The organism is Paraburkholderia sp. CNPSo 3076, from assembly GCF_026343935.1.
GTDB lineage: Bacteria > Pseudomonadota > Gammaproteobacteria > Burkholderiales > Burkholderiaceae > Paraburkholderia > Paraburkholderia nodosa.
Genome location: NZ_JAPMAL010000008.1, coordinates 76311 through 102644, shown reverse-complemented (window position 1 = coordinate 102644; position 26334 = coordinate 76311). Strand labels below are relative to the sequence as shown.

Below are 26334 nucleotides of genomic sequence, written 5' to 3'. Positions count from 1 at the left end.
TCCTCAAACGCGCTCGACGGCCGCCTCGCCAAACAGGCCGGACGGGCGCACGAGCAGGAACAGCATCGCAAACAGATAGGGGAACCAGTTCTCGATGCCGTCGCCGATCACGCTCCCGACATAGACTTCGGCCAGCTTCTCCGTTGCGCCGACCAGCAGGCCGCCGACGATCGCGCCGCCGATCGACGAGAAGCCGCCGATGATCAGCACCGGCAGAGCCTTGAGCACGACGAGCGAGAGCGAGAACTGCACGCCGAGCCGCGCGCCCCAGAGCAGGCCCGCAACGAGGCTGACGAAGCCCGCCAGTGCCCAGACGATTGCCCAGATGCGCGGCAGCCGCAGGCCGACCGCGAACGCGGCGAGCGGATCGTCCGCCACGGCGCGCAGCGACAGGCCGAAGCGCGAGCGCTTCGCGAACTGCGACAGCACGAGGACCAGCAAGCCGGCCGTACCGGCGGCGAACAGGTCGAAGCGGCTCACCATCACGCCGGCCAGGTGCAGCGGCCTGTCGTCGATGCCGAGATCGAGCCCGTGCACCTGCGCGCCCCAGAACAGCTGCGCCGTGCCTTCGAGAATCAGGCTCAGGCCGAGGGTGGCCATGAACAGCACGATCGGCGAGCGGTTGACGAGCGGCCGCAGCACGAACCGGCCGGTTGCGATCGCGATCAGCACGAGCGCGGCGAGCGTCGCGCCGAACGACAGCCACGAGGTCCAGCCGCGTTCGACGAGACTCACGTAGGTCAGCGCACCGAACAGCACGAGTGAGCCCTGCGCGAAGTTGAAGATGCCCGACGCCTTGTAGATCAGCACGAAGCCGATCGCGACCAGCGAGTACATCACGCCGGCGAGCAGCCCGCCCACCAGCACCTCGATAAAAAATTGCATTGCGCGCCCCTCTCAATGTCGCGTGCCGAGATAGGCCGCCAGCACGTCCGGGTTCGTGCGGACTTCATCGGGCCTGCCGTCGGCAATCTTTTTTCCGTAGTCGAGCACCACGACGTGGTCGGACAAGCCCATCACCACGCCAATGTCGTGCTCGATCAGCACGACCGTGACGCCCAGATGCTCGTTGGCATCGAGTACGTACCCGGCCATCGCGTGCTTCTCCTCGGTATTCATGCCGGCCATGGGCTCGTCGAGCAGCAGCAGGCGCGGTTCGGCTGCCAGCGCGCGCGCCAGCTCGACCCGCTTCTGCAACCCGTAGGACAAGGTGCCCACCACGCTGTCACGCCACGGCTGCAGATCCAGCGCTTCGATCACGCACTGCGCTCGCTCGCGCTGTTCGGCTTCATCCCGTGCGGCACGGCCAACGTGCAGTGTCTGCTCGAACCATGTACTGCGGCGATGCAGGTTGCGCCCGGCCAGCACGTTGTCGAACACGCTCATGCGCCTGAACAGCGCCAGATTCTGGAACGTGCGCGCGATGCCGCGATGCGCGGCGTCGTGCGCGTCCATGCGCCGGTAAGCATGGCCGTCGAAGCGCAGCGTGCCGTGCTGCGGACGATAGACGCCGTTGATCACGTTCAGTAGCGAACTCTTGCCCGCGCCGTTCGGGCCGATCAGCGCGCAGATCTCGCCTGCCGCGACTTCGAAACTGATATCGGTAATGGCCTTGACGCCCCCGAACGACACGGAAATGCCGTCGAGCGCGAGCAGGGCCGTCGAGGCTTGCGTCATGCTGATTCACCCCTTGGGGTGCCGTTTCCCGGTTGTGTCCTTCTGTTCCATGTGACCGGGTCTGCTCACGCGCCCGGCCTCGCCCCGCCGCCACTGGCGTCAGGCGGCCTGCCTTTCGCGCTGCGCCTCGAGCTCGCGCACGAGCGGCAGCACCTTCTGACCGAAATACTCGACTTCCTCGATGAAATGCAGGAAGCCGGTCAGCACCAGGTCGACCCCGATCGACTTGAGTTCGACGATGCGTTCGGCAATCTGCTGCGGCGTGCCGATCAGGTTCGTGCGGAAGCCGTCGTTGTACTGGACGAGATCCTCGAAGGTCGATTTGGCCCAGTTGCCCTCGCCTTCGGGCGAAGCCTTGCCGGCCTGCTTGACTGCGTCGCCGAACGCATGGACGGCCTCGACGTGCGCGTGTCTGATGATGTCGTCGAGCACGGCCTTCGCTTCCTCTTCGGTATCGCGCGCGATCACGAAAGCGTTCACGCCGATACGGACCTGGTGATTGTTCTGCGCCGCTTTCGCACGGATATCATCGATCTGGGCCTTGAGATTCTGGGGCGTGTTGCCATTCGTGAAATACCAGTCCGACACGCTCGCTGCGTTGTCGCGCGCCGCGCGCGAGCTGCCGCCCTGGAAAATCTCGGGATGGGGCTTCTGCACCGGCTTCGGACTCAACGTGTAGTTGTTGAAACGGTAGAAGTCGCCCTTGAACGTGAAGTTGTCCTCGGTCCAGATGCCCTTGAGCGCGCGGATGAACTCGTTCGAGCGGCGGTAACGCTCGTCGTGCTCGAGCCACGGTTCACCGATCGCGGTGAACTCCCCCTTGAACCAGCCGCTTACGACGTTGATCGCTATGCGGCCGTTCGAGATGTGATCGATGGTGGCGATCTGCTTGGCGACCACGGCCGGATGCCACGGCCCGGGCAGGATCGCCGCGAGCACCTTGAGCTTCGTGGTCGATTGCAGCAGCGCCTGGCTGAATGAAACCGACTCGTGCTGATACTCGGCGCCATAGCCAGCCGTGAAGCGGATCTGGCTCAGCGCGTATTCGAAGCCCGCGCGCTCGGCGGTCTGCGCAAGACGCTGGTTGTACTCGAGGCTCCAGTCGGTGCGCTGCTCGATCGTGCTGACGACGAGGCCGCCGCTCACGTTGGGCACCCAGTAGGCGAACTTGACGGCGTCCCCGGTTTGGGAAGTCTGGCTCATTGAAGGTTCCTTGAATGACTTTGAATTCAGACGGCTAGCGCCGCGGTGACGTTTTCCGAGCGTGCTCCGAGGTGCGGGACCGCCCGCTCGACAGCCAGTGCGATGCGAGCCTGCAACGCCTCGCTCGCGATCTCATAGCGGTCGAAATCGCTTTCGGAGGCGTAGACGCCGACCGGCAGCGTGCGTGCCTGGAAGAAGCTGAAGAGCGGACGCAGCTGATGATCGATCACGAGCGCATGACGGTCGCTGCCGCCCGTGGCGGCCAGCAAAACGGGCACGTCGATCAGCGCCTCGTGATGCACGAGATCGAACAGATGCTTGAAGAGGCCTGTATATGAGGCGCGGTAAACCGGACTGGCGGCGATCACGAGGTCGGCTGTCTCGATCGCCCGGATAGGTTCTTCGAAATCCGCCGGCACCTGCGCACGCGTGAGCGCACCGGAGAGTCGCCCTGCGATCTCGCCGAGATCGATCACGCGGATTTCGACCGGCAGTGCGGCCTCCAGCGCGGACAGTAGCGAGTGCACCAGTGCCAGCGTGCGCGACGGCCGCTGCAAGCTGCCCGACACTGCGACGATCTTGTATTTCTTGCTCATGAGGATTCCTTCGTGAATCGGGACGTGCCTGATCGGTCCCGTCATGAGCTAAACGCAAGGACCGTGCCAAATCGCGCGAACCGACCACTCACAGCAGAGCCGCAGACATAGCAGCCGTTTTCGTCGTCGAGCGGCTTTCCAGAAGGGGAAATGCACCTGATAAGCACATCCCGGAGACACTCGGATCGATATGCCGACATGTGATGACGCACCGGCAACAACGCTGCTGCTTCGCTGCTTCCCACGCAGCAGCACCGGTTCATCACATGAATGGAGGCACGCATGACGCATGACTTCGCGTCTCGATGCTGCTGGCGCAGCAGCCTGATTAGGTTATGAGAAATGGTTGCTTCTCTCGTCGGCCAAAACCTTGAATACTGTGCTGATCCAGCAGCACGCATGCGCGTGCATGGCTGCTTCAACCACTCACACTACGATGGCTTCCCTTCCCCTACCGTTGCCGCTGGCCGAAGCGCCCGATGACGTCCGGCCCGTCCTGCAGGGCGAGTCGCCGCTGCACGTCGCCCACGGTCTTGCCGAACGCTTCGCGCAGACCGCTGCGGAGCGCGATGCGCGCGGCGGCACACCCAAGGCGGAACGCGACGCACTGCGCGCCAGCGGCCTGCTTGCACTGAGCATCCCGACCGTTCACGGCGGACTCGGTGCGAACTGGCGCACGACACTCGACGTCGTACGCGTGCTTGCGTGCGCCGACAGTTCACTCGCCCACGTGTTCGGATTTCATCACCTGATGCTCGCCACGGTCCGTCTGTTCGGCTCGCCGGAGCAATGGCACGCGCTGTTCGAACAGACCTCACGGCACCGGTGGTTCTGGGGCAATGCGCTCAATCCACTCGACGAACGCACGCTTGCGCACCCGCGCGGTGGGTGGCTCGAATTCAGCGGCCAGAAGAGCTTCTGCTCGGGCGCGCTCGACTCGGAAATGCTGATCGTCTCCGCGCGCCACGCCGAAACGCGAGCGTTTCTCGTGGCCGCCATCCCGACCCAGCGAAGCGGCATTTCGATTGCCCAGGACTGGAACAATTTCGGCCAACGCCAGACCGATAGTGGCTCCTTGACGTTCGAACAGGTCCGCGTCGAGCATCACGAGCTGCTCTCGGACCCTGGTCCGTTCTCGTCACCGTTCGCGGGGCTGCGGCCGCTCATCGCGCAACTGATCCTGACGAACATCTATCTCGGCATTGGCGAGGCCGCATTCGACGATGCGCGGCACTACACCCTGAGCGAAGCGCGGCCCTGGCCGGCCTCGAACGTCGCGCGTACCGGTGAGGACCCGTACATCCTGAGCCAGTACGGCGAGTTCTGGCTCGGGCTGGAAGCCGCACGCGCGCTCGCGGACAAAGCCGCCGTCGGACTCGACCATGCATGGTCGCGCGGCACCCGCCTCACCGCGACCGAACGTGGAGCACTGGCGCTTGCCATCGCGAGCGCGAAGATCGCCGCCGCGCAAACGGGCCTCGACATCTGTACTCGCATGTTCGATGTCGCCGGCGCCCGCGCGACCCACGGCGAGCTTCGGCTCGACCGCCACTGGCGCAACCTGCGCACCCATACGCTGCACGATCCGCTCGCCTACAAGATCCGCGAGATCGGCGAATGGGCGCTCAATCGAACCTATCCCACGCCGAGCTTCTACTCATGAACCACCCGCTCCCCCACGCATGGTCCGACGATGCCGAAGCCAACCGCGAGGTGCCCGTCCTGACGCTGCCGCACAAGCATTCGTTGACCACCTCGATCCGCGCTCGCGCGCAGGTGTTCGTCGATGCGCGTTCGCTCGAACTGCTTGAGCGCATCCAGCTGGTCGCGCCGAGCGACGCCAATATCCTGATCATCGGCGAGACCGGCACCGGCAAGGAGCTGATCGCGCGCCACGTACACAGCCTGAGCGAGCGGCGCGACAAGCCGTTCGTCGCCGTGAACTGCGGCGCCTTTTCCGAGACGCTGGTCGAAAGCGAACTGTTCGGGCACGAGAAAGGCGCCTTCACGGGTGCATTCCATGCCAAGCCGGGCTGGTTCGAGGCGGCCAACGGCGGCACGCTCTTCCTCGACGAGATCGGCGACCTGCCGCTGTCCATGCAGGTCAAGCTGCTGCGCGTGCTGCAGGAGCGCGAGGTCGTACGGCTCGGTTCCCGGCGCGGCGTGCCGATCGACGTGCGCGTGGTGGCAGCGACGAACGTCCATCTGCAGCACGCGGTGGCGGCCGGGCACTTTCGCAGCGACCTGTTCTACCGGCTCAACGTCGTGCAGCTCGCCATTCCGACGCTGCGCGAGCGCACCGGCGACATCCTTCCACTCGCCCGCTACTTCATCGAGGACTACCGCAGCCGGCTTGGGTACGGGCCGGGCACGATCTCGCCGCGCGCCGAGCAGAAGCTGCTCGCGTACAGCTGGCCCGGCAACATTCGCGAGCTGGAGAACGTGATCCATCACGCGCTGCTCGTGAGTCGCCACGACACCCTGCAGGACGGCGACCTGCACCTGTTCTCATCCGGCATCACGACCCCGGCTGGCGCGAGTGCGCCGAGCGGTCCGCACCACGCCCTCGAATCGGCGCTGCTCGAACTGTTCAACGGCGAACACGAGAATCTCTTCGAACAGATCGAGGACATGGTGATGCGCACGGCGTTCGAGTACAGCCACCGCAACCAGATCCAGGCAGCGAGGCTCCTCGGCATCAGCCGCAACGTGTTGCGCGCGCGGCTGATCCGGACGAAGGAGATCGCGGCCCTGAAATAGCGGCGCCGTCTGCAGGACGGCACCGCGCGTTCGCACTCAGGCCGCCTTCTGCCCCGGTGCGGGACCGGCGCCGATCGCCCAGACATACGGCGGCTCGGTGCCGTTGATTTCGCGATCTCCCACGATGCGCTCCTTGAAGACGATCGGGTTGTGCGAGGCCGCCGTGCGTGCGTTGCGCCAATGGCGATCGAGCCGCTTCTGCTCGCTCGTGCCCGATGCGCCGAGCGCGTTGAACAGCAGCGTGGTCGCGCGCAGCACCAGATCGGCGATCGCGCTCTGGCCGCGTGCGGAATCCAGTTCGGCGTCGACGTTCGCTGCGTGCTCGGCCTGCGCATCGCTGCCGAAACGCGCCTCGTACGCGCGTTGCGAAGCCTGTGCCGCGCGCACGGCTGTGGCCTCGGCCGCGAACACGAGCGACGAGACCTGGCCCACGACCTGCTGCACCTGTGGGTCCTGCGCGAACGAAGGCGCATTGCCGTGGCTGAAGATGCGCCGGCGCGAACGCACCTCCTGCGAGATGTCGCGCAGCGCGGCGCGGCCCGTGCCCGCGAGCACGGCGAGCAGCACCAACTGGTAGAACGCGGTCTGATACTTGAAGCGAGTCGAGAAGTCGATGATGTCGATCTCGTCCACCTCGGCGGCGACAAACGTGGTGGTGCCGCTGCCCGTCGTGCGCTGGCCGAAACCGTCCCAGTCGTCGTGATGCGTCACGCCGGGCTGCCTTGCCCGCACGGCCGCGATCACGTCTTCTCCCGTGTCGTCGCGGCGCGCAAACACGTCAATCCAGTCGGCGAAGATGCTGCCCGTGCTGTAGTACTTCGCGCCGTTGACGACCCAGCGCGCGCCATCACGCGACACGCGCGTGATCACGTCGCCGATCGCCACGCTGCCGACTTCGGTCCAGGCATTGCCGACCAGTTCGCCCGCTACGAAGCGCTTGAACCAGGCGTCGCGAGCCGGGCCCGGCTCGGCATTGAGCCGATCCTCGACGAACGCGAAGTGGCCGCGCAGCGCCTGTGGCAAGTTCGAATCCGCCTCGGCCAGTTCGATCAGCAGCTGAATCAACTGCGGCAGCGAAGCCCCTGCGCCGCCGTGCTCGAGAGGCACGCGAACGGCGCCGAAGCCTGCAGCCTTGAGCCATTCGATCTGCTCATAAGGCAGCCTGCGATCGCGCTCACGCTCGAGCACGCCCTCGGCAATGCGGGCGAAGATGGGTCGAAAACGTGAAGCGAGAGGCTCGTAGTCCGTACCGAGAGAAAGAACGGGAGCAACTGCCACCGTGCTGGCGAGATTCAATGCGCTCATAGGGGCTCCTGGTATCGGCTTGATGGGTGGCCCGTGATCGGGCCTCGTTCTTTACCGATAAAGCAGAAGCCATGCCATTCATTGGTCGGGGAGCAGGTGTGCGTACGGCGGCAAAACCGCATGCACGTTGCTGCTTCAGCAACAGCATGCTGCTGATTCACTGCTGGATTTCCAGCGATTCAAGGCGCCGAATGCTCCGCGCAATCGCGCTGTAGAGACGACCTGGTCTTGATAAGGCAAACGATCTACACTGCAACTCAGCACAACCGAATAGATCGGCCAGCCGTTGCGGACTGATCGTATCCCGTTTGCCTTGATCATGCGGAGTCCGTGCGTGCTGTCCGTTCTGTCTGGAGGTGGCCATGAAAAAGGAGAGGAAAACTGCACGGCAACACCGCCAACGATTGCTCTTTCCAATCACATTGGAAAGAGCAATATTTTTTGTCTTTCACAAGATTTCACGTAGAGCCACCAAAAAATTTTCGCAAAAGCATTTTAAGTAGGAATGCATATTTATCATAAAACCAGATGCTTTTACTACGAGTCCGGGACGCTGATATCGGTAACCGTGCGTCACCTCACTCCCGTGCATTTTTCGGAATTCGATGATCCTGCTTCCGACAAGCTAGCGACATCGGGCTCCTGAGGTACTCAGCCTCGAATCTCCTACGCCCTCACGCTCGTTGGGCGCTCCCAAGGAGCTTCAGACCAACAGAGAATTCTGGAAGCTGCCGTTTGCGCCGGCGCCCGGTTCGCCGTCCCGTGCGGCGATTGCCTGTTCAGTCCATGAAGGCGGTGTCGTCGAACAGGTCTGGTGCCACGTTAGACGCCACCGGTTCCGGCATCGTGTCCGCTCAGACCTGCGCCAGCAGAGCGGGAGGCAACCATACCTCCTCCAGCGCGCTGATACCCCCTTCGATCAACTGCTGCGGGAAGAAGGACGGCTTCCGGCAGGTCGTTTCCCGTAATAACAGGATCTCGCGCTCGATGACCGGATCGATGCGGACCGCCACAACCTTCAACTTTTCTGCGCTCTTTTTCCTGCCCAACATCTGCTCCCTGATTTTTCACTTCGGCGCATTCTAATCGGAGCCCTCTCAGCCGCTGGCCATCGGCCGCTCTTGTTTCTCATCGCAGCCTCTCGACAGACGTGCAGGAAGATCACGGCAAACCTCCTGGGCTGGCGTGGGGCTGCGGCCAGAGGTACAGCTGGACTTTGTCTATTCGCCGCATCCCGGTCCCGTTGCACATCTCGCAAGCCGGCCCAGTCGCCAGACCAGCCGGTGCCGCACCGCCCGAAAATCACTCGCGGCGTTTCGCGGGTTTCGAGGCAGCGGGCGCACGCACCGCGGGCTTTGGCGGCGCAGCCGAACGTGCCGCCTTCGACACGCCGGGGTTGGTTTTGCCCTTTGGCTTCTTCGCCGCGGCAGCACTGACTTTCACGTCCGGGAGCGCGACCTTGCCTTTCGGTGTCAATTTCGCGGTCGCAGACGACTTCGACGCCGTCGACCTGGGCGTGCGTGCTGTTTGCGGGGCGGCTTCCTTGCGCGTGCGTTTGCCGCGGGCCGGGGGCGCATCGGCAAAGGGTTCGGCGTCAATATCGATGCCGAACACGTCGCCCAGGTCCACGTTGTCGAGTACCTTGCCAGACGCCGGGCCGGCTCCTGCCCCGGAGAGGTTCGCACCGGTGCTGCTGACGAGATCGCCAGGGTCAACGCCGCGTAGCGTAAAGAGCAACTCAGGCTGCTGGTCGAGCCGCGCGCCGACGCCATAGAGTACGGCGGCGACGTGCTTGCACATCGCCGCCCAGTCCAGGCAGTTGCAGCCGAGTTTGATGTCCTTCGGCGCGGGGAAGAGCCCGCTGCCCGGCCTGCAGATGCGGCCCATCACCGCAGCCGACAGCTTGCCCTGCAGCAGTTCGACCATGGAGTCAACCGACGACGCGCACTCGGCACTCAACGCCCGCCACTGTTTTTCCGGGCAGGCTGTGATATCGATTTCGATCTCGTACAGGCTGGACCCCATGACCTGTGCACGGATCCTGCCCGTCGAAATCTGCAGATCGATCACCGAACCATTGCGCACATAGGTGCGACCGCGCGGCAGGCGACTGGCGTAGTCGCTGTAGTGCTCCAGGTTATCGCACCATGCCTTGCCCCAGAAGGTCTTCGCGATAGCTCCACGATAGGGCGCGATGGGCGACAGCGTCTTGCCAGCCTTGAGAGCTTTCGCGACCAGTTGCTCCGCCTGCTTTCTGCGCTCGGCCACCGGGACGTAGGGGTTCCATCCGCCGTAGTCAGCCATTAGCGGTCCTCTCCATGATCAGTTTTCCTGCGCGGAATGAATATCGAGCCTGACAAGATCGAGCAGTTCGCGGTCGCTCATCTCAGTCAGCAGCAGTTCCGCGCCGCCTTCAAGCACATCCTTCACCAGTTGCTGCTTTGTTTCAATCATCTGGTCGATCCGGTCCTCGACCGTTCCCCGGCAAACGAACTTGTGTACCAGAACATTCCTGCGCTGGCCAATGCGGAATGCCCGGTCCGTCGCCTGATTCTCGACCGCGGGATTCCACCAGCGATCGAAATGGATCACGTGGGACGCGGCGGTGAGATTCAACCCCGCGCCGCCCGCCTTGAGCGAGAGCACAAAGAACGGCACCGATTCATCTTCCTGGAATTGCCGGACCAGTTCGCGGCGTTTGGCTACGGGCGTTCCGCCGTGGAGAATCAGGCCTTCCCGGCCGAAAAGCGATCCGAGGTGCGCAGCAAGGGGCTCGGTGGTCTCGCGGAATTGCGTAAACACCAAAACCTTTTCCTGCTTCGCTGCGATCACGTCGACCAGTTCGCGCAGCCGCGCAAATTTGCCGCTGGCTTCCGGCTGCCACGCCGCGTCGCCAAGCCACTGGGACGGATGGTTGCAGATCTGCTTGAACCGCATCAGGTAGCTTAGTACGATCCCTTTGCGTTCAATACCTTCGGTACCGTCCAGCGCCGCCGCCAGGTCCTTGACCGCGCGTTCGTACAGGGCGGCCTGGATGGGGCTCAGGTGGCACCACGCCTTGAGTTCGGTTTTTTCCGGGAGATCGGCAATCACACGCCGGTCTGTTTTCAGACGACGCAGAATGTAGGGCCGCACGAGGGTGCGAAGCGGCCCGAAATGCTCGGCTTTTGCCAGACGCCGGGTCAGACCAGCAAATTCCTTCGCCGAGCCCAGCAGGCCTGGATGCGTGAAATCGAAAATGGACCACAGGTCGGACAGGCGATTTTCCACCGGGGTGCCCGTCAGCGCGATGCGTGAGCGTGCCTGAAGCTTCTTGACCTGTTTCGTCTGGCGGGTGCCGGGGTTCTTGATCGCCTGGGCCTCGTCGACAATCGCGATATTCCACTGGAACGCTTCCAGAACGGGCTGGCGCAGCAGCGAGCCGAAGCTGGTAATGACGAGGTCCGTCTGCATGAGCCGCGCACTGTCCAGGGCGCGCAGTTCGTCGGCAGGCATCACGGACGGGTGCACCACCAGCACGCGCAGGCCCGGCGAGAAACGCTCCGCTTCCGCGGCCCAGTTTGCCAGGAGGGACGCCGGTGCGACCAGCAGGCTCGGGCACGGGCCGACCGGGTCGCGCTTGAGGATCAGCAGCAGGGAGAGGACCTGCATCGTCTTTCCGAGGCCCATGTCGTCGGCCAGACATGCCCCCAGCCCGAGCCGGCTTAGCAGGTAGAGCCAGCGCACACCGGCCTGCTGGTACGGTCGAAGCTGCGCTTTCAGATCGGGGCCCGGATCGACCTGCGCCAGCCCTTCCGGCTGGCGCAACTGCTGCAGCGTCTGTGCAAGCCAGTCGCCAGCCACGACCTGCGCCCAGTCGCGCTCGCCGAACCCGTCACCTTCATCACCGGCGACGCCCGCCAGCAGACGCAGCGCATCGTTCAGCGGCAGCCCCGCCTGCGCGGCCTTTTCCAGACCTTCAAAGCGCTGAAGCAGGCGGCCGAGCTTCTTCGTGTCCACCTCGATCCAGCGCCCGCGAATCCACTGAAGGCCGTCGGCCCCCTTGAGCAGACTCCGGATCTCGGCCGGACTCAACGTTTCGCCATCGAGCGACACCTCCATCCTGAAGTCGAGCAGCGCTTCCCTGCCAAGGAGTGACGGAGGCTGCGTCCCAACGCTCGCCCTGACCGCGGGCCGCGCGGGGCGTCCCGCCGCCCAGCTCGCCGGTAGTCGAACCTTGATGCCGGCGGATTCCAGGGCGGGCAGATCCGAGAGAAGGCGCCAGGCGTCGGCGGGCATCCAGCGCAACGGGTGATAGATTTCGCGCGACTCAACCATCGCTCGCAGCCAGTCGCAGCGTTCAGCCGCACGCTGAACCGGCATGAGCAGAGAGAGAAGCTGCGCCCTGTTGCGCGCACCGGAAAATTCCTCGAGCGCCCGTGATAGGGGTTGATGCTGCGTCTTGCCATGGGCCGACAGGCGCGCAGCGTACGTAGCCAGGAACGCGAAAGGTGCTTCGGGGTCCTTGCGGTTTTCGGCAAGGTTGAAGTGAACCCGGCCCACCAGATTCCAGGCAGGATGACGCGACCTGAGGAATGCCTGAAGTGACTCTCCCGAATCAGCAAGCTCATCGCGCAGGGCGCGATCGATTTCGCCCCATAGTGCCGCCAGAACATCCGGCGTGAGATATTCAGCGCCCGTCATGGGCGGCGCGTCTTCGATCAGTGTGCCGAGCTCCAGCGGGTCTGGCTCTGCGCCCGCGATGTCCCCACCTTCCGCCGTAGTGCACAGGGCCGTGACATAGCGGGCCCCCAGTTCGCGCCACCACGCCCAGGCGGGCGGCAATGCGCGCCCGATGGTTGCGCTTCCCAGGTAAAGCAGCCCGTGACCAGCGCCGCGCGCGAAAGCCGCGCCCAGCGCTACGTCATCGGGCAGCGCGGGCGCCTCGACGTCCGGCGCGACAAGCAGGTGGCCAGCCGGTGTGATTCTTGGCGAAAGGCGATCGGTATCGGTCAAGGACATGAACAGTTGATGGGGAAGACCCGGTTTCAAATGCAGGCGGAAGACGGGTCCGCCAGGAGATCACGTATCGCGTGCATCGTGTTTAAAATGACCATGCCTGCTCGTGGGACGGATTTTTTTCGCATCCCGTCGCATGACATCGCCGGGCGACGCGCCCGTCCACGGCGCGCAAAGCCAGACCGCTCTGGGTGCGGGCGCGCTCAGCGTTACGACGCGGGTGCCGGTCCGTCACCGGTTACCGGGGCGATGTCCTGCATGTTGATCGTGCTGAATGCTTCGGCCAGCGCAGCCCCATCGGTCGGGAACGGCTCGTCCCAGACCGTGGACGTCCCGGACGCGTCGATGATTTCCAGTATCCAGCCGTCGCGACCCTCATCGCCGGCGCGATAGATGTGCGCATCGACAAACGTGCCGCCACGCGTGATGCGCGTAGCCAGCGGGGACAATGCCAGCGGGTGAAACGCGTCGTCCGTCACCCGGCCGAGCGAATCTACGAGGAACACATCTTTGGACACGCTCCCGTCCCGGGCGGCCCGATTCCTCACTGTGGTCTGCGTCGCCGTCCTGACTTTCGGCCATGAACCCGCCCGGATCGCGCCTGGCTGCTCGCCCTGCTCCACCAATCTCCGACGTTCCTCACACCCGTAGTGATGGATATTGAGTGTCGATGCCGCGAGCTGGAGGACAAACGACCGGCGTTGCCCGACCGTGTAGTTCCGCCGCGCCAGTTCCTGGTATCCGGAGGCTGTGCCGAACAGCAGGATGATATTGAACCACCATGGGTGCCGTTCGATCAGCGGCTCCCAGGCCTCCCGGTCGATGTCGATGCCCTTGCAATAACCCTCGCACCATTCGTCGAGGACAGGAACCTCTTCTCCCTCGTATACGCTCGTGTGCAGCGGGAGTTCGAACAGGTCGGGGCATTGATTCAGGGTGTCGTTAATGTCGTTCCAGTACTGAAAGATCAGTCCTGTGACCTTGCGAGCCCGACCCGCCGACAGGAATCTGGGTTGACGGGTTGCGTGCCTGGCATCCCAGATCCAGGGAAGGATCGCGCCCGGCAATATCGCATTCGGTCCGGAGATGACGGCAGTCAGAAAGCCATGCAACATGACCGCACCCATCGCATCGTTGCAGACGGCATTGCCCGAAAGAAAGCGTTCGAGGAATTCCAGCTCTTCGTCAGTCAACGGATTGTTGAGTTCGGGATCAGGATGATCGAATTTCATGGTATGTCCGTGCGGTATGCGGCAACCGCGATGCAGTTCACCCGCTTTGCCATTGCCGCCGACGTTCAGCGCGACGCCGCGCCTCCGGGAAGCATCTCCGCCCAGTGTCACAGTCCTGGCATTTTATCCGAGGCGCGATGCACAGACCGGACGCCGGGCGACACGCGATGAAAGGAGGAAGCGCAAAATGTCGACGATGAACCCCACAGCAAAGCGGAACACCCAACGGCCAATGACCTACGCGAGTAGGTGCAGGGCCAGCGCCTGCCCGTGATCGACATCACTGACCCGCGTTTCGCCCTGCCAGCCGATTCCGACGCCATCACGGCGCTCTTCGCATCGTACGTAGCCGACGAACGGCGCAGAGCCAGGATTCCGACTTTTATCACGCGCATGATATTGGCGCTCGCATCCAGGCGCGCACCGCTGCTCCGTTCCGTCGTAAGCGCCAGGAGTGGCTTCCTCGACGGGCTGAGCACTTACCTGCTGAAACTCGGCCCGGACAATCTACCGCCCCTTTCAACAGTGAGATCGATCGCAGATTCGCGGCCTCACCGCACGTTGTGTCGATGCGGCTGAGGCTGCAGCAAGTCGCCCATCTGCAAACTCGGGCACTGGTATCCGAACTCGACGCAGATGGGACTGCGCCGCTGCACCTGATCAACCTCGCTGGAGGTACGGCGATCGACACACTCAATACGCTGATTCTGCTCAATCAGCTGCGACGACAAGCGCTGGCAGCACGCAACATCACGATCAGCGTACTGGACATTGATCTCAATGGCCGCCAATTCGGTGCCGCTGCCTTGCGCGCGTTGTGTGCGCACGGTAGTGCGCTAGAGGGGCTTCGCGTAAAGTTCGTTCACTACCCATACGACTGGAACGAGCCCGCGTGCCTCGCAGGAATCGTTGAAAACGCAATCATGTCCGGTGCGATCGTCGCCGCTTCTTCAGAAGGTACCTGCAGTCATTCCCCAGTGATTCGGTTAACGCATATCGGGTCTTTACCCATGCCCTTTGGAGTGGCTGCCGACTTCCTGTCATATCCATCCGCGCAAGAATGACATGACCGTCGCCGATGGGGGTACCGGGAAGTGCCATGCCCGTCACTGATTCGCGGCAAGACCACGCCCCCACCATCGGGCTACTGTCCTATCGATATTCCGACTCACTGTCGGTTCGCTGAGGGATCACATCATGAACAAGCTCACTGCCACCATTCTCGCCAGCTGCTTCTCGTTCGCGACCGCGGGCGCCTTCGCTGATGATAGTGTGCCAACCGACGCGACTGCCAACGACGCGCCGAGTCAGGAGATAACCACAAAGAGCGCAACGGAATCAGACGCGATGAGCGCCGACAGCGCGGCCAAAGATGGGATGAAAGAAGATGCGATGAACCATGACGGCATGGCCGGAGATGAAACAAAGAATGCCGAGGTGAAGGAGTAGTGTCGATCCGAAGTGATCCGCTGATGCCAGACCAGAAGACGCTTCCCGGAGGCGCTCCACGGATCACCCTCACCAGGCACCCGCGCCGTAGTCAGGCCCTTCAAAGCCTTGACGGTTTCGGAACGTCCGTTGCCTGCTGGAGAGCCGACGTACGAATGTCAGCGTGAGAACGGTGGCCAGCGTCGGCAACTGGCCGACCCCGGCCCGAGGTTGACCGGCGGGCGTGGTCGGCGATAGATCGGGCTCGTCAGGCAGTAGCCGTTAAGGTTTACCTGAAGCCTTGCGCCTGCTTCGGCGGCAGAGTCGCTTGTGGGTGGCGGCGGCCTGTTGGGCTGACGCGACGTGCCTATCCCCGTTATGGGTTTCCGCTTGTCGGAAACGCCAGGGCCGCCGTTAGCATTCTTTCCCTCGTTTTTTTGCCGTCTCGCAGATTCGCCATGCACAACCGCCGCCGTCAGAAGATTGGTGCCTGGCTCGGGACACTTGCCATCCTGCTGAGCGTGATCGCGCCGACGGTGTCCCAGGTGCTGCGCGGCGAGTATGGCGAGGTCGGACATCACGCACATCATTCGCATCATCATCACCCGGCCGTCCAGGTTGCATTTGATGCCCATGCCGCGCACGCCATGCACCACCATGGCTCCGATTCGTCGTCGCTGTGCGACGCGTGCCCCTATTGCGCACTGTTCGCTCACTCGCCAGCCTTGCCTGGCGTGGCCGTCGCATCGAACGTCGCGCGGCAGTGCCCCTTCTTTCCTGCGCCCCTCGTCACCGGTGCGTTCCGCCCGTACACGGTGCTGACGCCGGCTCAGCCGCGCGCTCCCCCCGCCTGGTCCTGATCTTCGCAGACGTTTTCCAGCCAATGTGGCGATGCCGGTGAACGGCATCGCTGCGCTGGCGCGCACCTGCGGCGTGCTCCCTGCAAGGACTCTCCGTTCCCCTCGGGGCAGCCTGCAGGGCGCGTCACGATAATCTGATCAGGATCTGAACATGCGAACCACTCTCAAACGGGGCGCCGCCGCGCTATGCGCGATCGCGTCCTGCCTCGTTTCAATCGATGCGTCGGCCCACGCGGTGGTCGGCGATCGCGTATTCCCTGCCACGATGGCGGTCGACGATCCCGGCGTCGGCGATGAATTCAACCTGCAGTACGGCCACATCAAGACGCCCGATAGCAATGGCAACGACATGAACGTCAACACGGTGTCGTACGAGTGGGACAAGCTGATCACAAAGAATCTCGCGTTCAGCGTCGCGAGCAACTATTCGAGCCTGAACTCGCCGGATGGCAGCGCAAAGGGCTGGGACAATTTCACGCTCGGCGTCAAATATCTCGTCTATGCGAACCCGCAGCACGAGTTCATGGCGTCGGTCGGACTCCTTGCCGCGCTCGGCGGCACGGGCGCCAGATCGGTCGCGAACTCGTTTTCGACCTTCACACCGACCGTCTATTTCGGCAAGGGCTTCGGCGACCTGCCCGCGTCGCTCGGCTACCTGCGGCCGTTCGCCATCACCGGCACGATCGGCCCGAACCTGACGACCGCGTCGTCGGACCAGGGGCCGAACTCGCTCGGCTGGGGCTTGACGCTCCAGTACAGCATTCCGTACCTGCAGCAGCAGGTGAAGGATCTCGGGCTGCCGCAGCCGTTCAGCAACCTGATTCCCGTCGTCGAATTCCCGATGAGCACCTGCATGGCAGGCGCGTGCGCCGGACAGACAACTGGCACGATCAACCCCGGCGTAATCTGGATCAATCGCTACGGGCAGTTCGGCGTCGAAGCACAGATTCCCGTCAATCGCGCGACCGGCGCTCACACGGGTATCCTGGTGCAAGCCCATATCTACTTCGACGACATTTTCCCGAGCTCGATCGGCAAGCCGCTGTTCTGACCTGTGAGGAATCCCTTCATGAAGCTGCATACGGCCGCACGCGGCGCCGTTGCCGCGCTCTTGATCGCTACCTGTCAGCTCGCGCAGGCGCACGCCTACCCGACCCATCAGGCGCCGGGGGCTGGTTCGACCGTGCCCGCCTCGCAGAAGGACGTCGCAATCGATTTCGACGATGGCCTCGAGCCGGCCTTCAGCTCGATCACCGTCACGGATGCGCAGGGCGGCGCCGTCACCCGTGGCAAGGCCGTGATCGACCCGTCAAACAGCAAGCACATGTCGGTAGCGCTGAACCCGCTGACTCCGGGTGTCTACACGGTCTCGTGGGTCGCTGTCGCGACGGACGGGCATCGCACGCAGGGTCACTACACGTTCACGGTGAAGTGAGCATGGAGCCGCTCGTCGCCGGGCAGATTGCCCTCGCCGCAGTGCAGGACGTGCTGTTCGCGACGGCCGCCGGCTCGCTGGCGTGCGCTGTGCTGGGCAAGAGGAGCGGCATGGGCGCGCCGGCCGCGCTGCGCGGGTGGCAGGCGGGTCTTGCAATCGCGTTGGCGCTCACGGCTCTCGCGTACCTCTGGCTGCAGGCTGCCGTGATGAGTGGCTTGCCGCTTGCCGGCGCCAGCGACGCAGTCGCCGCCGTGCTCACGGAGTCACACTACGGCGTCGCATGGTCAGTCGGGTTCATCGGCGCGCTGCTCGCAACGCTGAGTCGCATCGCTGATCGTCGCGGCCTACCGCTGTTCGCCGTGGGCCTCCTCGTGTGGGCGGCGGGCAAGGCTGCGGCCAGCCACGCGGCGGACGCGGGCGACTTCTCGGTGCGCGAAGCGATCCATCTCGTGCATCTGTGTGCGACAGCGCTATGGGCCGGCAGCGTGATCGTCGCGTCGGTGATGCTGCGCCGGGCCGCGCCGAGCGCTTACGCAGCGGCCGGACAAAGGGCGGCGTTCTGCATCGGGCTGTCGCATCTGGCCACGGCCGCGCTCCTCGTCGTGCTGATCACCGGCCTCTACAACGTGACGCGGGACACCGCGCAGGCAGGCGTGCCGTTCTTCGGCATGGCATGGGGCCGGATACTCTCTGCGAAGCTCGTATGCGTCGCCGCCGCGGTGGCCTTGGGCGGCTGGAACCGGCGGATGGTCCTGCCTGATCTGTGCGCACAGGCGCGGCAGGACGGCTCCGGTTTCATGGCCGCGCAAGGCCGCTTCTACGCCTGGCTGACCGTTGAAGCGCTTGTCATGCTGGCCATTCTCGTGTTCGCGGCCGTGCTGGGACATACGTCTCCAACGGGCGGATGATAGGACAGGGAACGGAGTCCCCGCCGCGCTTCAATAGCGCTCAGGCGAGTTCCACCGGACCGTGGTCATCGCAGTGGTCGCCGTGCGGGTGATGAAGATGGCCATCGTGCAGATAGTCTACGTGGTCGCCATGCCTGACGGCGGTGTGTCCACAGCCTGGGCATGCTGATGGTCATGGTGAGCGTGATGGGGTTCGTTGCAAGTGCTCATGCCTGTCTCCTTTGTCCGTCTGGCCGCGCGGGACCCTTCGACGGCCACCTGCCTACTCTCCATTGAACGGGGCTTCGACGCGTGAAACCTGCCGTGGAGGCAGTTGCGCGTCCGGAAAACGAAACCGAAATGCGTCAGCCTCCCTGTAAGGATACTCCTGGCTGCTCCGAGGAAGACACGAACGACTTCCATGCAAGTGCTAGACCGCTCAATGATGGAAACGTGTGGTTCTTCACGCTGTTCATACGCCGTTCTTCGGTCTGAAGCCCGGCGTAAAGCCGACGCTCGCCAGTCATACCGGAATGACTCAGTTTGGCCGGCTATTGCCCGATGCGGTCGGCCGGTGCCGACCCTTCTCGGCCATCCGCTTAGTCTTAGGCCGAATGGCAGCTACCGGAAGAGGTGCGGCCCTTTCGTTGCCGGACCAGTTGAAAGCAGTTGGAGTGTGTTGTTCGAGGTCGTCTTGGTCTTTATCTGGCGATTGCACTGGCACGAGAGCCACCGCGCTGAACGTTCCGGAAGCGTTCGGTATGGATGCATACGCTGGTACCATCGCTTTTCCTGAGAAGCCGACACGGCGATGCCGTTTTTTCAATGCCGAACGATCCTGGCTGTACTTTGGCACTGGTCCGAAAGGTAAATCGTGAATCAACCCTGCCCGTTTTGCTCCCTTCCGCCAGTCCGCATTCTTGATGAGAACGATAAGGCCATATGGTTTCAGGATGGGTTTCCCGTTTCGCCGGGCCATAGTCTGCTTATCCCAAAACGGCACGTGGCATCGTTTTTTGAAACCACGGCTGAAGAACGTGTGGCACTATTGGCGTTGCTGGATCAGGCCCGCCAGGCAGTTCAGGAAAGCAATGCCCCTGATGGCTTTAACATCGGCGTCAATATAGGCGCTGCCGCCGGGCAAACCGTGCCGCACTTGCACATCCACCTGATTCCGCGCTATCTGGGTGATCAGGAAGACCCTCGGGGCGGAGTGAGAAAGATATTTCCTGAGAAAGCAGTCTATTGGGACAAGAGCTAGGAAAAAATATGAAACTTGGCGAAACAGTAGAGGTTTACCTTGATCTGCACTCTTTGGGAGAAAAGGGGCGCTTTCGGTGGATTGTCGAAAAATTCTGCGGCTCACCGTTTGGGAAGAAAGAACGCTTGAACGGCACTACCGGAAAAGCAGACGCCCAAGCGACGCAGATTCTGGCTCTAAAAAATTGCCAGTTTTACGTCCATCAATATACGGCACAACAAATCCGTGAACAGGGCAAAGACAAGTCACCCCACGCCTGGGTGATCGGGGAATTGGTTGCAGTTGATGCGGTTGATGATGCCATCAAAAATCAGTGTACTTACGAGGTTACGTATAACCCCACGCATCGCAATCTGTTTGACGACATTGGGCACGCCGCTTTTTATACTGAAGCAGACAACAATCCGATTTATGCCTCGGATGTTGCTTACTTCTTCTTCGATGCCACGGTGAAGCGCCTGAGAACCCTCGCCTCCTCTTCGTCCATGAGACAGGCAAGCTATTACGACAACGACAAGTACCCGGTCATTCCGTCCGCCGAGCCTACACCTCAGTCTTGAGGTGTTTGCGAGCGAGCCGGCCCTCGCCGCTCCGTGACTACCAGTGCAGGGCTCGATGCTGGCCACTACCCTGTGCTAATCGCCCCGTGGCTTCGGACCGGTTGAAACTTGAGAGACCGACTAGATGGCCGCTTTGGAGGCACGGCCGACGCTTGAATGTCCGGTCGACATTCGCGGCAACCGACTCATGCTGGCCGTCAAGCGTCTTTGGCTCCAATTGGCGTCAGTCATCCGTCAGCGCCGTCTCCACGGACAGCGGGAAAAAGGTGGACAGCCTGATCGGTACTGCCATCCTGTCTTGCGGGCCACACGTATATATATCGAAAAAATGCGGCCGATCCCACGGCATAATTATTTTGCAGTACGAGATATATGCTCCTTCGTGATTGCCCTCCACTGGATCGGAGACACTGGCGACGTGGGTCAGCGGCCCGGTTCATCCCCGCTACGCGCAATCAAGACGTCGCAGCCATAGGACTTCGGCTGCGACAGCAGTGCGCCATCGGCGCGGCTACCCATCTGCCTGAAGACCGGGTTTGGCGCGGTCGACCTGTGTGGGGGGCGACATGGCGCAAGACCGTTAGTCGCGTTTTCCTGACGGATGGACTCAGCAGGTGGCAGCGAATGGCGATTTGACAGTTGGCCGGGTAATGTCGAAAACTCGTCCGGTGACGGGTGCCCGGGAACGGCCGCATGTCATGGCGCACGCAGGCAACTGCCTGATCTGGAGCAGGAAGCGTGCAGCAGGCCGAGAGATCGATTTTCCTTAGGATACCTAATTCAATGGGATGACTGCGCACGTCACCATTCCGCTCACCGGCGCACCAAACCAATCATCGACTCATATCACCACGACATGCGGGTCAATCGACCGGCTTCATACGAAGCCGGTACCGCGCCAGAAGCAGATGCGGCGCCCACCGCGAACCACCCCAGCTTCCCCTGTTGGTACGTTCGCCCCAAAGCCTCTCTCAGGAGAGGTTCTTGGGGACTGTCCATCGCCAGGGGCCGCCACCGAATGGTTGCCTAGACCCACCTCGGAGACTGCGGCGCCGCGCATGCTCAAAGGGCGTCGCCAGAAGAAAGGCCGTACCCTCTTCTACCCGTACAAATTACTCAATCTGTTCCCACCGGGCGCAACGCTTATCGCGCGATGGTGGCGGCACGCACGAGCGCTGGACGTACACCTGCGACGTGGGTGCAGGCGGTGGCTCCACGAGATGCGTGGTGGCGAAACAGTCTGGATTAAAGCGACGACCGTGAATGCTGGCCACGGAGAGATGCATGAACAGTTCTACAAGGTGAAGGCGTAACCGGTGGGCAGCCACCGCTTCGCTTACTTCGAGCGCGCGTCGATTACCTTCTTCATGCGCGAACACACGTGCGTGCAGAAAGTCTCAGCGAGCTGCCTGTTTGTCGTGAGGATGTTTTCGGTGGTGAGCGACTCACGCGCGACGCCAACCCTAGCCATTTGCCGCTGGTGCAGCAGACCCGTCACAAACGTGTGCAGTAGCTCTTTTCGGATATAGGCGTCCGCCGCCTCATAGTACTCCCTGCCGGCCTCAGCCTCGGAACGGACTTTGGCAGCCGCAATTTCAGCCTGGGCTTTCTCAGCCTCGCGTCGCTGCGACTCCGCGTTTTGACGGGCGCGTGCGTCGTCCTGCGAATGCTGGGACTGCTGCGACTGAACAGCCAGCATCTTCTTTTCGGCGCCACCAATGCGGTAGTTCCCCTCGAGCGACTTGAAGAGATAGCCCTTGGGGCTAATTGTGACCTTCCCCTGCGTCAGCCTGGTCTGCGTGTATTCGATGGCCTGCGCCAGGCGTTCGTCCGTCCAGGTGTGCCGATTATTTGCGAGGCGCAGAAAGTCCAGCTCATCGAACGCGAACTCGTTGTGAAGCACGAGGTACATTTCATCCGGAATGCCTGCGCGCGCAGCATCCGCGCCCTGCTTCTTCGTGAACCGAAAGCGCAGTTTCATCTTGTCCGCGGACACGCGCGCGGCGTTCGCTTCCCAGCTGACTTCAAAATCCGACTCTTCGTTGAGCTGCTGCACCGCAGGCTCAAGGAAATGCTTCCGGAACTCCTTGAAAACCCTGCGCGACACGCCGACCTTCCCTGGCCATTCGAGAACGTCTTCGTACGCGAACCACTCAGTTACACCATGGCCCTCGCATGGAATGAGGCGGTCATAGACTGCGCGCGCGAGCGAAAGCGTAAACTTCGCAGCATCGCGCAGACTGAGCCAATGTGCCTTGTACGGGCTGATGAGATATCGAATCACTCGCCCTGAGAGCAGGATGCACACCACGTTTCTCTCGATGTAGCAATCACCAAGCAGACTTATCGTGCCCCACGAGTCCTTCTCGGTCAGTTCCTCGATTGAGGGGGCTGTCATGATTTCAACGCGGGCCTTCGCGGCGGCACGCATCTGGGTGACGAGATGGCTGTGGTTGCGGCTGTCGTAGCGCATCAGCCACTTGAAGTAATTAATGTCCTCGGAAAACGTGTAGACCTTGTCGTCGATTAGTTCGTCAGGCGCCTTCGAAGCGACGATGAAGTATGCAGCGTCGAGCACGCGGCGTGCGGCGATGCCCAGTCCGCCAACACGGGTGAAGATGTTGTTTCGGAGATACCCGATGTCCCTGTCTGCCTGGTCTATCCGCGCGTCTTTCCCGGACATGTCGTCGTAGATGTCCAAGGCAAGTTGATGCGGCGTGGCGGGAAGCGTCGGGTTTTCCATTCGTTCTTTCGGCTCGATGCGGGCACTCTAGCAGCCAAGCAGCGTCTGTCAACACAAAAACCATCCCCCATGTCGTGCCCTTCTCCCGCACAAAAACCACCCCTTATCTTCGAGCTGGCGCCCAAAAACCGCACGGTGTTCTCACAATTTCCACCCATCCAAACCCAATTTCTGCGCACTGCATCACAAAAAGCGTCCCGGTCTTCACAAAAACCGTCTCTATCCACACGCTTTGGCTTTGATAAGAAAGGTTTTTCCAGGTTCTGTTTGTTGGTTTGCTGGTTTATGTTTACAAAAAGCAAACGGACATAGCCCCCGTCAACGCAAAAGATCACGCTAAAGTAGAGACCCGAAACACGATAACTGTCTGATTTCAATGCATAATTTCGGCTGGTGAGAAAATACACAAAAACCACTCCCGGGGTGGTTTTTGTGCTGACGCCTTTCCCGCGCGGTCTCGGCGAAACGTGAATGGGTCGCTGCGCGCAGTGAATTCGTCCAGGGTCTACTGCCAGTGAGCGTTCCAAATCTCATCGCGAATACCCGATTTGGACGTGAAATCAATCAACTGGCGAAAAATCTTGATGTTTCCGCTAAAAAATCAGGCTCAATACAACCCTGTTTACACGCAATAGTGTATTCTGCGCTTCATCGTCAAAAACCCAAGGAAGTGCAGAATGGATGCAGTGGCTACCGCTCTCCCGATTGAAAGCCGTCGCACGACGCTTCGCGAGGTCGCAGAGTTCGCCGACAAACTCGCACCGTTCGCGGACAACCTGCGCGAGCAGATTCTCGCGCCGCGGCCGCGAAAGACCGCTCCCATATTTACTATCAGCGAACTGGCCGACATGTGCAATCTGTCGCGCCAGCAGATCCAGTATCTGGTGACGAAGGCCGATCAGGGGCTTCCGTCGGGCACGCTCAACGGCAGCGGTCGTAGCCGGACGTTCACGCTTGCCGAAGTACGCACGTGGGTGAAGATGGCCTCGGACATCTATCAAACGCGACTTGCCGAATCGGACAGCAAATTTCGAGGACGGGTGCTGACGACGGCTCAGCTGAAGGGGGGGTCTGCGAAAACCACCACAACTGTCTGCCTCGGGCAAGCCTTGTCGCTGCTCGGGCGCAGAGTGCTCATCATCGACCTGGACCCGCAGGCTTCCGCTTCGGAGTTGTGCGGACTGTATGCAGAGAAGGAAATTAGCGGAGAGGACACCGTCCTCCCCTACATCTATGACCAGTCAATCGAAGGCGGGCTGAATTCGAAGGTGCAGAGCACCTATTGGGACGGCCTTGACATTATTCCGGGGCACACGTTCCTGTATGGCGCTGAGTTTCTGTTGCCGGCCCGGCAGAAAACGATGAAGGGTTTTCGGTTCTGGTCAGTGCTTCGCGAAGGCCTCGAGCCGCTACGTTCGCAATACGACTACATCCTGATGGATACCTCGCCGTCGCTGTCGTACATGAACCTCAACGCGTTGCTCGCCGCAGACGCACTCGTGATGCCGATGGTCCCGGAGAACCTGGACTTCATCAGCTCGATGGCGTTCTGGCGTCTCTTTTCAGAAGTCGCGGGCGACTTCCTCGCGTACGAGGAAGACAAGGTCTACGAGTTCATCTCCATCCTTCTTTCCAAGGTGGATTACGGCAAGACGTCATCGGCCCCGGTGGTTCGGCAATGGGCTCAGACTGCTTACGGGAAATGGTTGGATCCATTCGAAATTCCGGCAAGCTCAGTGATGAGTGGTGGGGCCCTCTCATTCTCCACCGCTCTGGATATCACGAATACGCATTCGACCGCTAAGTCGCTTCAGCGAGTGAAGCAACCGTTGATGCAGTACGCGCGTTGGCTTGACGACATGTTCGTCAAGAATTGGAAGGAGGAGGCATGAGCAATATTCGCGAGCAGCTGTTGGCCAAGACTGCAGGCCTGGCGTCGCCGGCTGAGATGACGCCGGTTAGGAAAGAGGCGGAAAAGGGTACTCGCAGTCCGCAAACCATGCCGGGACTTACCAGTGCCTTGACCGCGGCGCAAATCCGAATCCAGGAGCTTGAAGAAAAAGGTGTAGGGACCGATTTGCCGGTCAACGGGATTTCGCCGAACCCATGGCAACCTCGCCGCGAATTCAATGAGACGAAGCTGCATGAATTGGCTCGCTCGATTGAAGAGATTGGACTACTGCAATCGGTGCTAGTGCGTCGAGTGGGCGATGACGCCTACCAGCTGGTAGCTGGTGAGAGGCGTTGGCGTGCACATAAGCTCCTGAATCGGGAGACCATTAAGAGTGTGGTTGTAGACTGCACTGACCAGGATATGGCCGCGCTCGCGCTCGTAGAGAACGTGACGCGAGATGATCTCTCAGATTACGAGATTGCGTTGTCGGTCCGCCGGGCCGAGAGTGAGTTTCCAAATAAGACTCGGCTTGCCAAGACGATGGGCATCTCCAGAAATGAACTCTACCGATACCTTGCCTTCGATGAGCTTCCTGACTTCGTTAAGCGCGACTTGGATCTGAGGCCGACGCTTTTGCAATCAAATCAGGCACAGGAGATTGTGAGCGCGTTGAAGAAGACCGGCGATGCGGGCCTGAAGGCGCTGACGGAGTTGTGGACACAGGTAGTAGCGGGTGACCTCCTTGAGTCGAAGGTCGCCCCTGCGATTCTCGCTGCAGCGACTCGCGGGGTGTCTACGCATGACGCGGCGGGCCGAAGCATCCTCAAAATTTTCTCGGGAAATCTCCATGCAGGCAGCATCACGAAAGATGTCTCGGGGCTGACCTTTAAGTTCAAGGCCGGCGTAATTTCAGAGGAGCAGGAGCGCGCGCTCAGAGAGACAGTCGCGAAGATGTTCTCGGTTCAAGCAGAGTAGGTTCTGCAAGATAGGATAAAGAGCCCCGTAATTTGCGGGGCTTTTTTATTGGGGTGCCGGTCCCTTCATCTCGGGAGTGTTCGGATCCGAACACCTTCGCTCGCGGAGAGCTGCTCGGAGCTTTGCTCCCCATCAACTGACGGATGCATCGGCTGCGCTGAAGAGTGTTCGGATCCGAACACTCTTCAGCGCGAGATCGATGACTCTCAGCGGGCGAAAAGTGTTCGGCTCCGAACACTCTTCAGTGCCGAGCTGCTCCCTATCAAATGGCAATGGGCTTCTGGCCTGCAAGATATTCGTAGTCGAGCACTTCTGCCGCAAAGAGAACAGCAGATACGGGGTCTGACTCGTCGGGAGAGACATTTATCTAAATGGAAGATACATCGATAGCGCCGCTGAAGCTGGGTGAAACCGATGGCCCGTGGACTCCAGTAATCTCGCCACCCTGAATTCCGACCGCATTTAACACGGTGCAGTTTGCGTAATCGCGGGGGTTGGTCCAGGAATATGCGCTGACTGC

General features: G+C 61.7%; 22 protein-coding genes. 12 read left to right on the top strand and 10 right to left on the bottom strand.

The window, feature by feature from the left end; all coding sequences use genetic code 11:
- Positions 1-3: 3 nt before the first annotated feature.
- From M3A49_RS11280 to msuE, 4 genes are all read right to left on the bottom strand, one after another.
- Positions 4-885 carry a branched-chain amino acid ABC transporter permease gene (locus M3A49_RS11280; RefSeq protein WP_266228752.1) on the bottom strand — a complete coding sequence of 294 codons (882 nt, stop codon included), beginning with the start codon at positions 883-885 and terminating at the stop codon, positions 4-6.
- Between the two features lie 12 nt (positions 886-897).
- Positions 898-1677, bottom strand: coding sequence for an ABC transporter ATP-binding protein (locus M3A49_RS11275; RefSeq protein ID WP_266228751.1), 780 nt, complete (start codon positions 1675-1677; stop codon positions 898-900).
- 99 nt (positions 1678-1776) lie between these two features.
- A complete protein-coding gene (sfnG, locus tag M3A49_RS11270; RefSeq protein ID WP_266228750.1) occupies positions 1777-2880 on the bottom strand; it encodes a dimethylsulfone monooxygenase SfnG in 1104 nt (367 codons plus the stop codon).
- Positions 2881-2906: 26 nt separating this feature from the next.
- Positions 2907-3476 (bottom strand): FMN reductase, encoded by a 570-nt coding sequence (msuE, locus tag M3A49_RS11265; protein ID WP_266228749.1) that lies wholly within the window; start codon positions 3474-3476, stop codon positions 2907-2909.
- 436 nt (positions 3477-3912) lie between these two features.
- Here msuE and M3A49_RS11260 point away from each other — a divergent pair, with 436 nt between their 5' ends.
- Positions 3913-5139, top strand: a complete 1227-nt coding sequence (locus tag M3A49_RS11260; protein ID WP_266228748.1) for an acyl-CoA dehydrogenase family protein — start codon at positions 3913-3915, stop codon at positions 5137-5139.
- A complete protein-coding gene (locus tag M3A49_RS11255; protein WP_323183137.1) occupies positions 5136-6236 on the top strand; it encodes a sigma-54 interaction domain-containing protein in 1101 nt (366 codons plus the stop codon). Before M3A49_RS11260 ends, M3A49_RS11255 begins: the two co-directional genes overlap by 4 nt.
- Before the next feature lie 36 nt (positions 6237-6272).
- On the opposite strand, the gene M3A49_RS11250 is transcribed toward M3A49_RS11255, so the two are convergent.
- From M3A49_RS11250 to M3A49_RS11230, 5 genes are all read right to left on the bottom strand, one after another.
- On the bottom strand, positions 6273-7541 hold the full coding sequence (locus M3A49_RS11250; protein WP_266228747.1) for an acyl-CoA dehydrogenase family protein: 1269 nt from the start codon (positions 7539-7541) through the stop codon (positions 6273-6275).
- A gap of 854 nt (positions 7542-8395) precedes the next feature.
- The gene (locus M3A49_RS11245) at positions 8396-8593 is read right to left on the bottom strand and encodes a hypothetical protein (protein WP_266228746.1); all 198 of its coding nucleotides are present in this window, start codon (positions 8591-8593) and stop codon (positions 8396-8398) included.
- A 250-nt stretch (positions 8594-8843) separates the two neighbouring features.
- Positions 8844-9845: a hypothetical protein gene (locus M3A49_RS11240; protein ID WP_266228745.1), complete on the bottom strand. Its 1002-nt coding sequence runs from the start codon at positions 9843-9845 to the stop codon at positions 8844-8846.
- Between the two features lie 18 nt (positions 9846-9863).
- Positions 9864-12542: a DEAD/DEAH box helicase gene (locus M3A49_RS11235; RefSeq protein ID WP_266228744.1), complete on the bottom strand. Its 2679-nt coding sequence runs from the start codon at positions 12540-12542 to the stop codon at positions 9864-9866.
- 206 nt (positions 12543-12748) lie between these two features.
- The gene (locus tag M3A49_RS11230; RefSeq protein ID WP_266228743.1) at positions 12749-13771 is read right to left on the bottom strand and encodes a UPF0149 family protein; all 1023 of its coding nucleotides are present in this window, start codon (positions 13769-13771) and stop codon (positions 12749-12751) included.
- A 569-nt stretch (positions 13772-14340) separates the two neighbouring features.
- Between M3A49_RS11230 and M3A49_RS11225 the strand changes: the two genes are divergently transcribed.
- The 8 genes from M3A49_RS11225 to M3A49_RS11190 all read left to right on the top strand — a co-directional run bounded on the left by M3A49_RS11225 (position 14341) and on the right by M3A49_RS11190 (position 20202).
- Positions 14341-14835, top strand: a complete 495-nt coding sequence (locus M3A49_RS11225) for a hypothetical protein (protein WP_266228742.1) — start codon at positions 14341-14343, stop codon at positions 14833-14835.
- A gap of 133 nt (positions 14836-14968) precedes the next feature.
- Positions 14969-15220 carry a pentapeptide MXKDX repeat protein gene (locus tag M3A49_RS11220; RefSeq protein WP_266228741.1) on the top strand — a complete coding sequence of 84 codons (252 nt, stop codon included), beginning with the start codon at positions 14969-14971 and terminating at the stop codon, positions 15218-15220.
- A 437-nt stretch (positions 15221-15657) separates the two neighbouring features.
- Positions 15658-16059, top strand: coding sequence for a DUF2946 domain-containing protein (locus M3A49_RS11215; protein WP_266228740.1), 402 nt, complete (start codon positions 15658-15660; stop codon positions 16057-16059).
- 151 nt (positions 16060-16210) lie between these two features.
- Positions 16211-17110, top strand: a complete 900-nt coding sequence (locus M3A49_RS11210; protein ID WP_266228739.1) for a hypothetical protein — start codon at positions 16211-16213, stop codon at positions 17108-17110.
- 18 nt (positions 17111-17128) lie between these two features.
- Positions 17129-17494, top strand: coding sequence for a copper resistance CopC family protein (locus M3A49_RS11205; RefSeq protein ID WP_266228738.1), 366 nt, complete (start codon positions 17129-17131; stop codon positions 17492-17494).
- A gap of 2 nt (positions 17495-17496) precedes the next feature.
- Positions 17497-18402, top strand: coding sequence for a CopD family protein (locus M3A49_RS11200; protein ID WP_266228737.1), 906 nt, complete (start codon positions 17497-17499; stop codon positions 18400-18402).
- 853 nt (positions 18403-19255) lie between these two features.
- On the top strand, positions 19256-19642 hold the full coding sequence (locus M3A49_RS11195; RefSeq protein WP_266228736.1) for an HIT family protein: 387 nt from the start codon (positions 19256-19258) through the stop codon (positions 19640-19642).
- 8 nt (positions 19643-19650) lie between these two features.
- Positions 19651-20202: a hypothetical protein gene (locus tag M3A49_RS11190; protein ID WP_266228735.1), complete on the top strand. Its 552-nt coding sequence runs from the start codon at positions 19651-19653 to the stop codon at positions 20200-20202.
- Between the two features lie 1336 nt (positions 20203-21538).
- Here the strand turns inward: M3A49_RS11190 and M3A49_RS11185 are convergent.
- Entirely contained in the window at positions 21539-22945 is a 1407-nt protein-coding gene (locus tag M3A49_RS11185) for a replication initiation protein (protein WP_266228734.1), read from the bottom strand.
- A 677-nt stretch (positions 22946-23622) separates the two neighbouring features.
- Here M3A49_RS11185 and M3A49_RS11180 point away from each other — a divergent pair.
- Both M3A49_RS11180 and M3A49_RS11175 read left to right on the top strand, forming a co-directional pair.
- Positions 23623-24837 (top strand): ParA family protein, encoded by a 1215-nt coding sequence (locus M3A49_RS11180; RefSeq protein ID WP_266228733.1) that lies wholly within the window; start codon positions 23623-23625, stop codon positions 24835-24837.
- Positions 24834-25814, top strand: a complete 981-nt coding sequence (locus M3A49_RS11175) for a ParB/RepB/Spo0J family partition protein (protein WP_254353375.1) — start codon at positions 24834-24836, stop codon at positions 25812-25814. The genes M3A49_RS11180 and M3A49_RS11175 overlap by 4 nt, the downstream gene beginning before the upstream one ends.
- Positions 25815-26334 lie beyond the last annotated feature (520 nt).

What these genes read in the sequence shown, in the direction of transcription:
- M3A49_RS11280 (WP_266228752.1), bottom strand. Translation starts at nt 885, where the DNA reads ATGCAATTTTTTATCGAGGTGCTGGTGGGCGGGCTGCTCGCCGGCGTG.
- M3A49_RS11275 (WP_266228751.1), bottom strand. Translation starts at nt 1,677, where the DNA reads ATGACGCAAGCCTCGACGGCCCTGCTCGCGCTCGACGGCATTTCCGTG.
- sfnG (WP_266228750.1), bottom strand. Translation starts at nt 2,880, where the DNA reads ATGAGCCAGACTTCCCAAACCGGGGACGCCGTCAAGTTCGCCTACTGG.
- msuE (WP_266228749.1), bottom strand. Translation starts at nt 3,476, where the DNA reads ATGAGCAAGAAATACAAGATCGTCGCAGTGTCGGGCAGCTTGCAGCGG.
- M3A49_RS11260 (WP_266228748.1), top strand. Translation starts at nt 3,913, where the DNA reads ATGGCTTCCCTTCCCCTACCGTTGCCGCTGGCCGAAGCGCCCGATGAC.
- M3A49_RS11255 (WP_323183137.1), top strand. Translation starts at nt 5,136, where the DNA reads ATGAACCACCCGCTCCCCCACGCATGGTCCGACGATGCCGAAGCCAAC.
- M3A49_RS11250 (WP_266228747.1), bottom strand. Translation starts at nt 7,541, where the DNA reads ATGAGCGCATTGAATCTCGCCAGCACGGTGGCAGTTGCTCCCGTTCTT.
- M3A49_RS11245 (WP_266228746.1), bottom strand. Translation starts at nt 8,593, where the DNA reads ATGTTGGGCAGGAAAAAGAGCGCAGAAAAGTTGAAGGTTGTGGCGGTC.
- M3A49_RS11240 (WP_266228745.1), bottom strand. Translation starts at nt 9,845, where the DNA reads ATGGCTGACTACGGCGGATGGAACCCCTACGTCCCGGTGGCCGAGCGC.
- M3A49_RS11235 (WP_266228744.1), bottom strand. Translation starts at nt 12,542, where the DNA reads ATGTCCTTGACCGATACCGATCGCCTTTCGCCAAGAATCACACCGGCT.
- M3A49_RS11230 (WP_266228743.1), bottom strand. Translation starts at nt 13,771, where the DNA reads ATGAAATTCGATCATCCTGATCCCGAACTCAACAATCCGTTGACTGAC.
- M3A49_RS11225 (WP_266228742.1), top strand. Translation starts at nt 14,341, where the DNA reads ATGCGGCTGAGGCTGCAGCAAGTCGCCCATCTGCAAACTCGGGCACTG.
- M3A49_RS11220 (WP_266228741.1), top strand. Translation starts at nt 14,969, where the DNA reads ATGAACAAGCTCACTGCCACCATTCTCGCCAGCTGCTTCTCGTTCGCG.
- M3A49_RS11215 (WP_266228740.1), top strand. Translation starts at nt 15,658, where the DNA reads ATGCACAACCGCCGCCGTCAGAAGATTGGTGCCTGGCTCGGGACACTT.
- M3A49_RS11210 (WP_266228739.1), top strand. Translation starts at nt 16,211, where the DNA reads ATGCGAACCACTCTCAAACGGGGCGCCGCCGCGCTATGCGCGATCGCG.
- M3A49_RS11205 (WP_266228738.1), top strand. Translation starts at nt 17,129, where the DNA reads ATGAAGCTGCATACGGCCGCACGCGGCGCCGTTGCCGCGCTCTTGATC.
- M3A49_RS11200 (WP_266228737.1), top strand. Translation starts at nt 17,497, where the DNA reads ATGGAGCCGCTCGTCGCCGGGCAGATTGCCCTCGCCGCAGTGCAGGAC.
- M3A49_RS11190 (WP_266228735.1), top strand. Translation starts at nt 19,651, where the DNA reads ATGAAACTTGGCGAAACAGTAGAGGTTTACCTTGATCTGCACTCTTTG.
- M3A49_RS11185 (WP_266228734.1), bottom strand. Translation starts at nt 22,945, where the DNA reads ATGGAAAACCCGACGCTTCCCGCCACGCCGCATCAACTTGCCTTGGAC.
- M3A49_RS11180 (WP_266228733.1), top strand. Translation starts at nt 23,623, where the DNA reads ATGGATGCAGTGGCTACCGCTCTCCCGATTGAAAGCCGTCGCACGACG.
- M3A49_RS11175 (WP_254353375.1), top strand. Translation starts at nt 24,834, where the DNA reads ATGAGCAATATTCGCGAGCAGCTGTTGGCCAAGACTGCAGGCCTGGCG.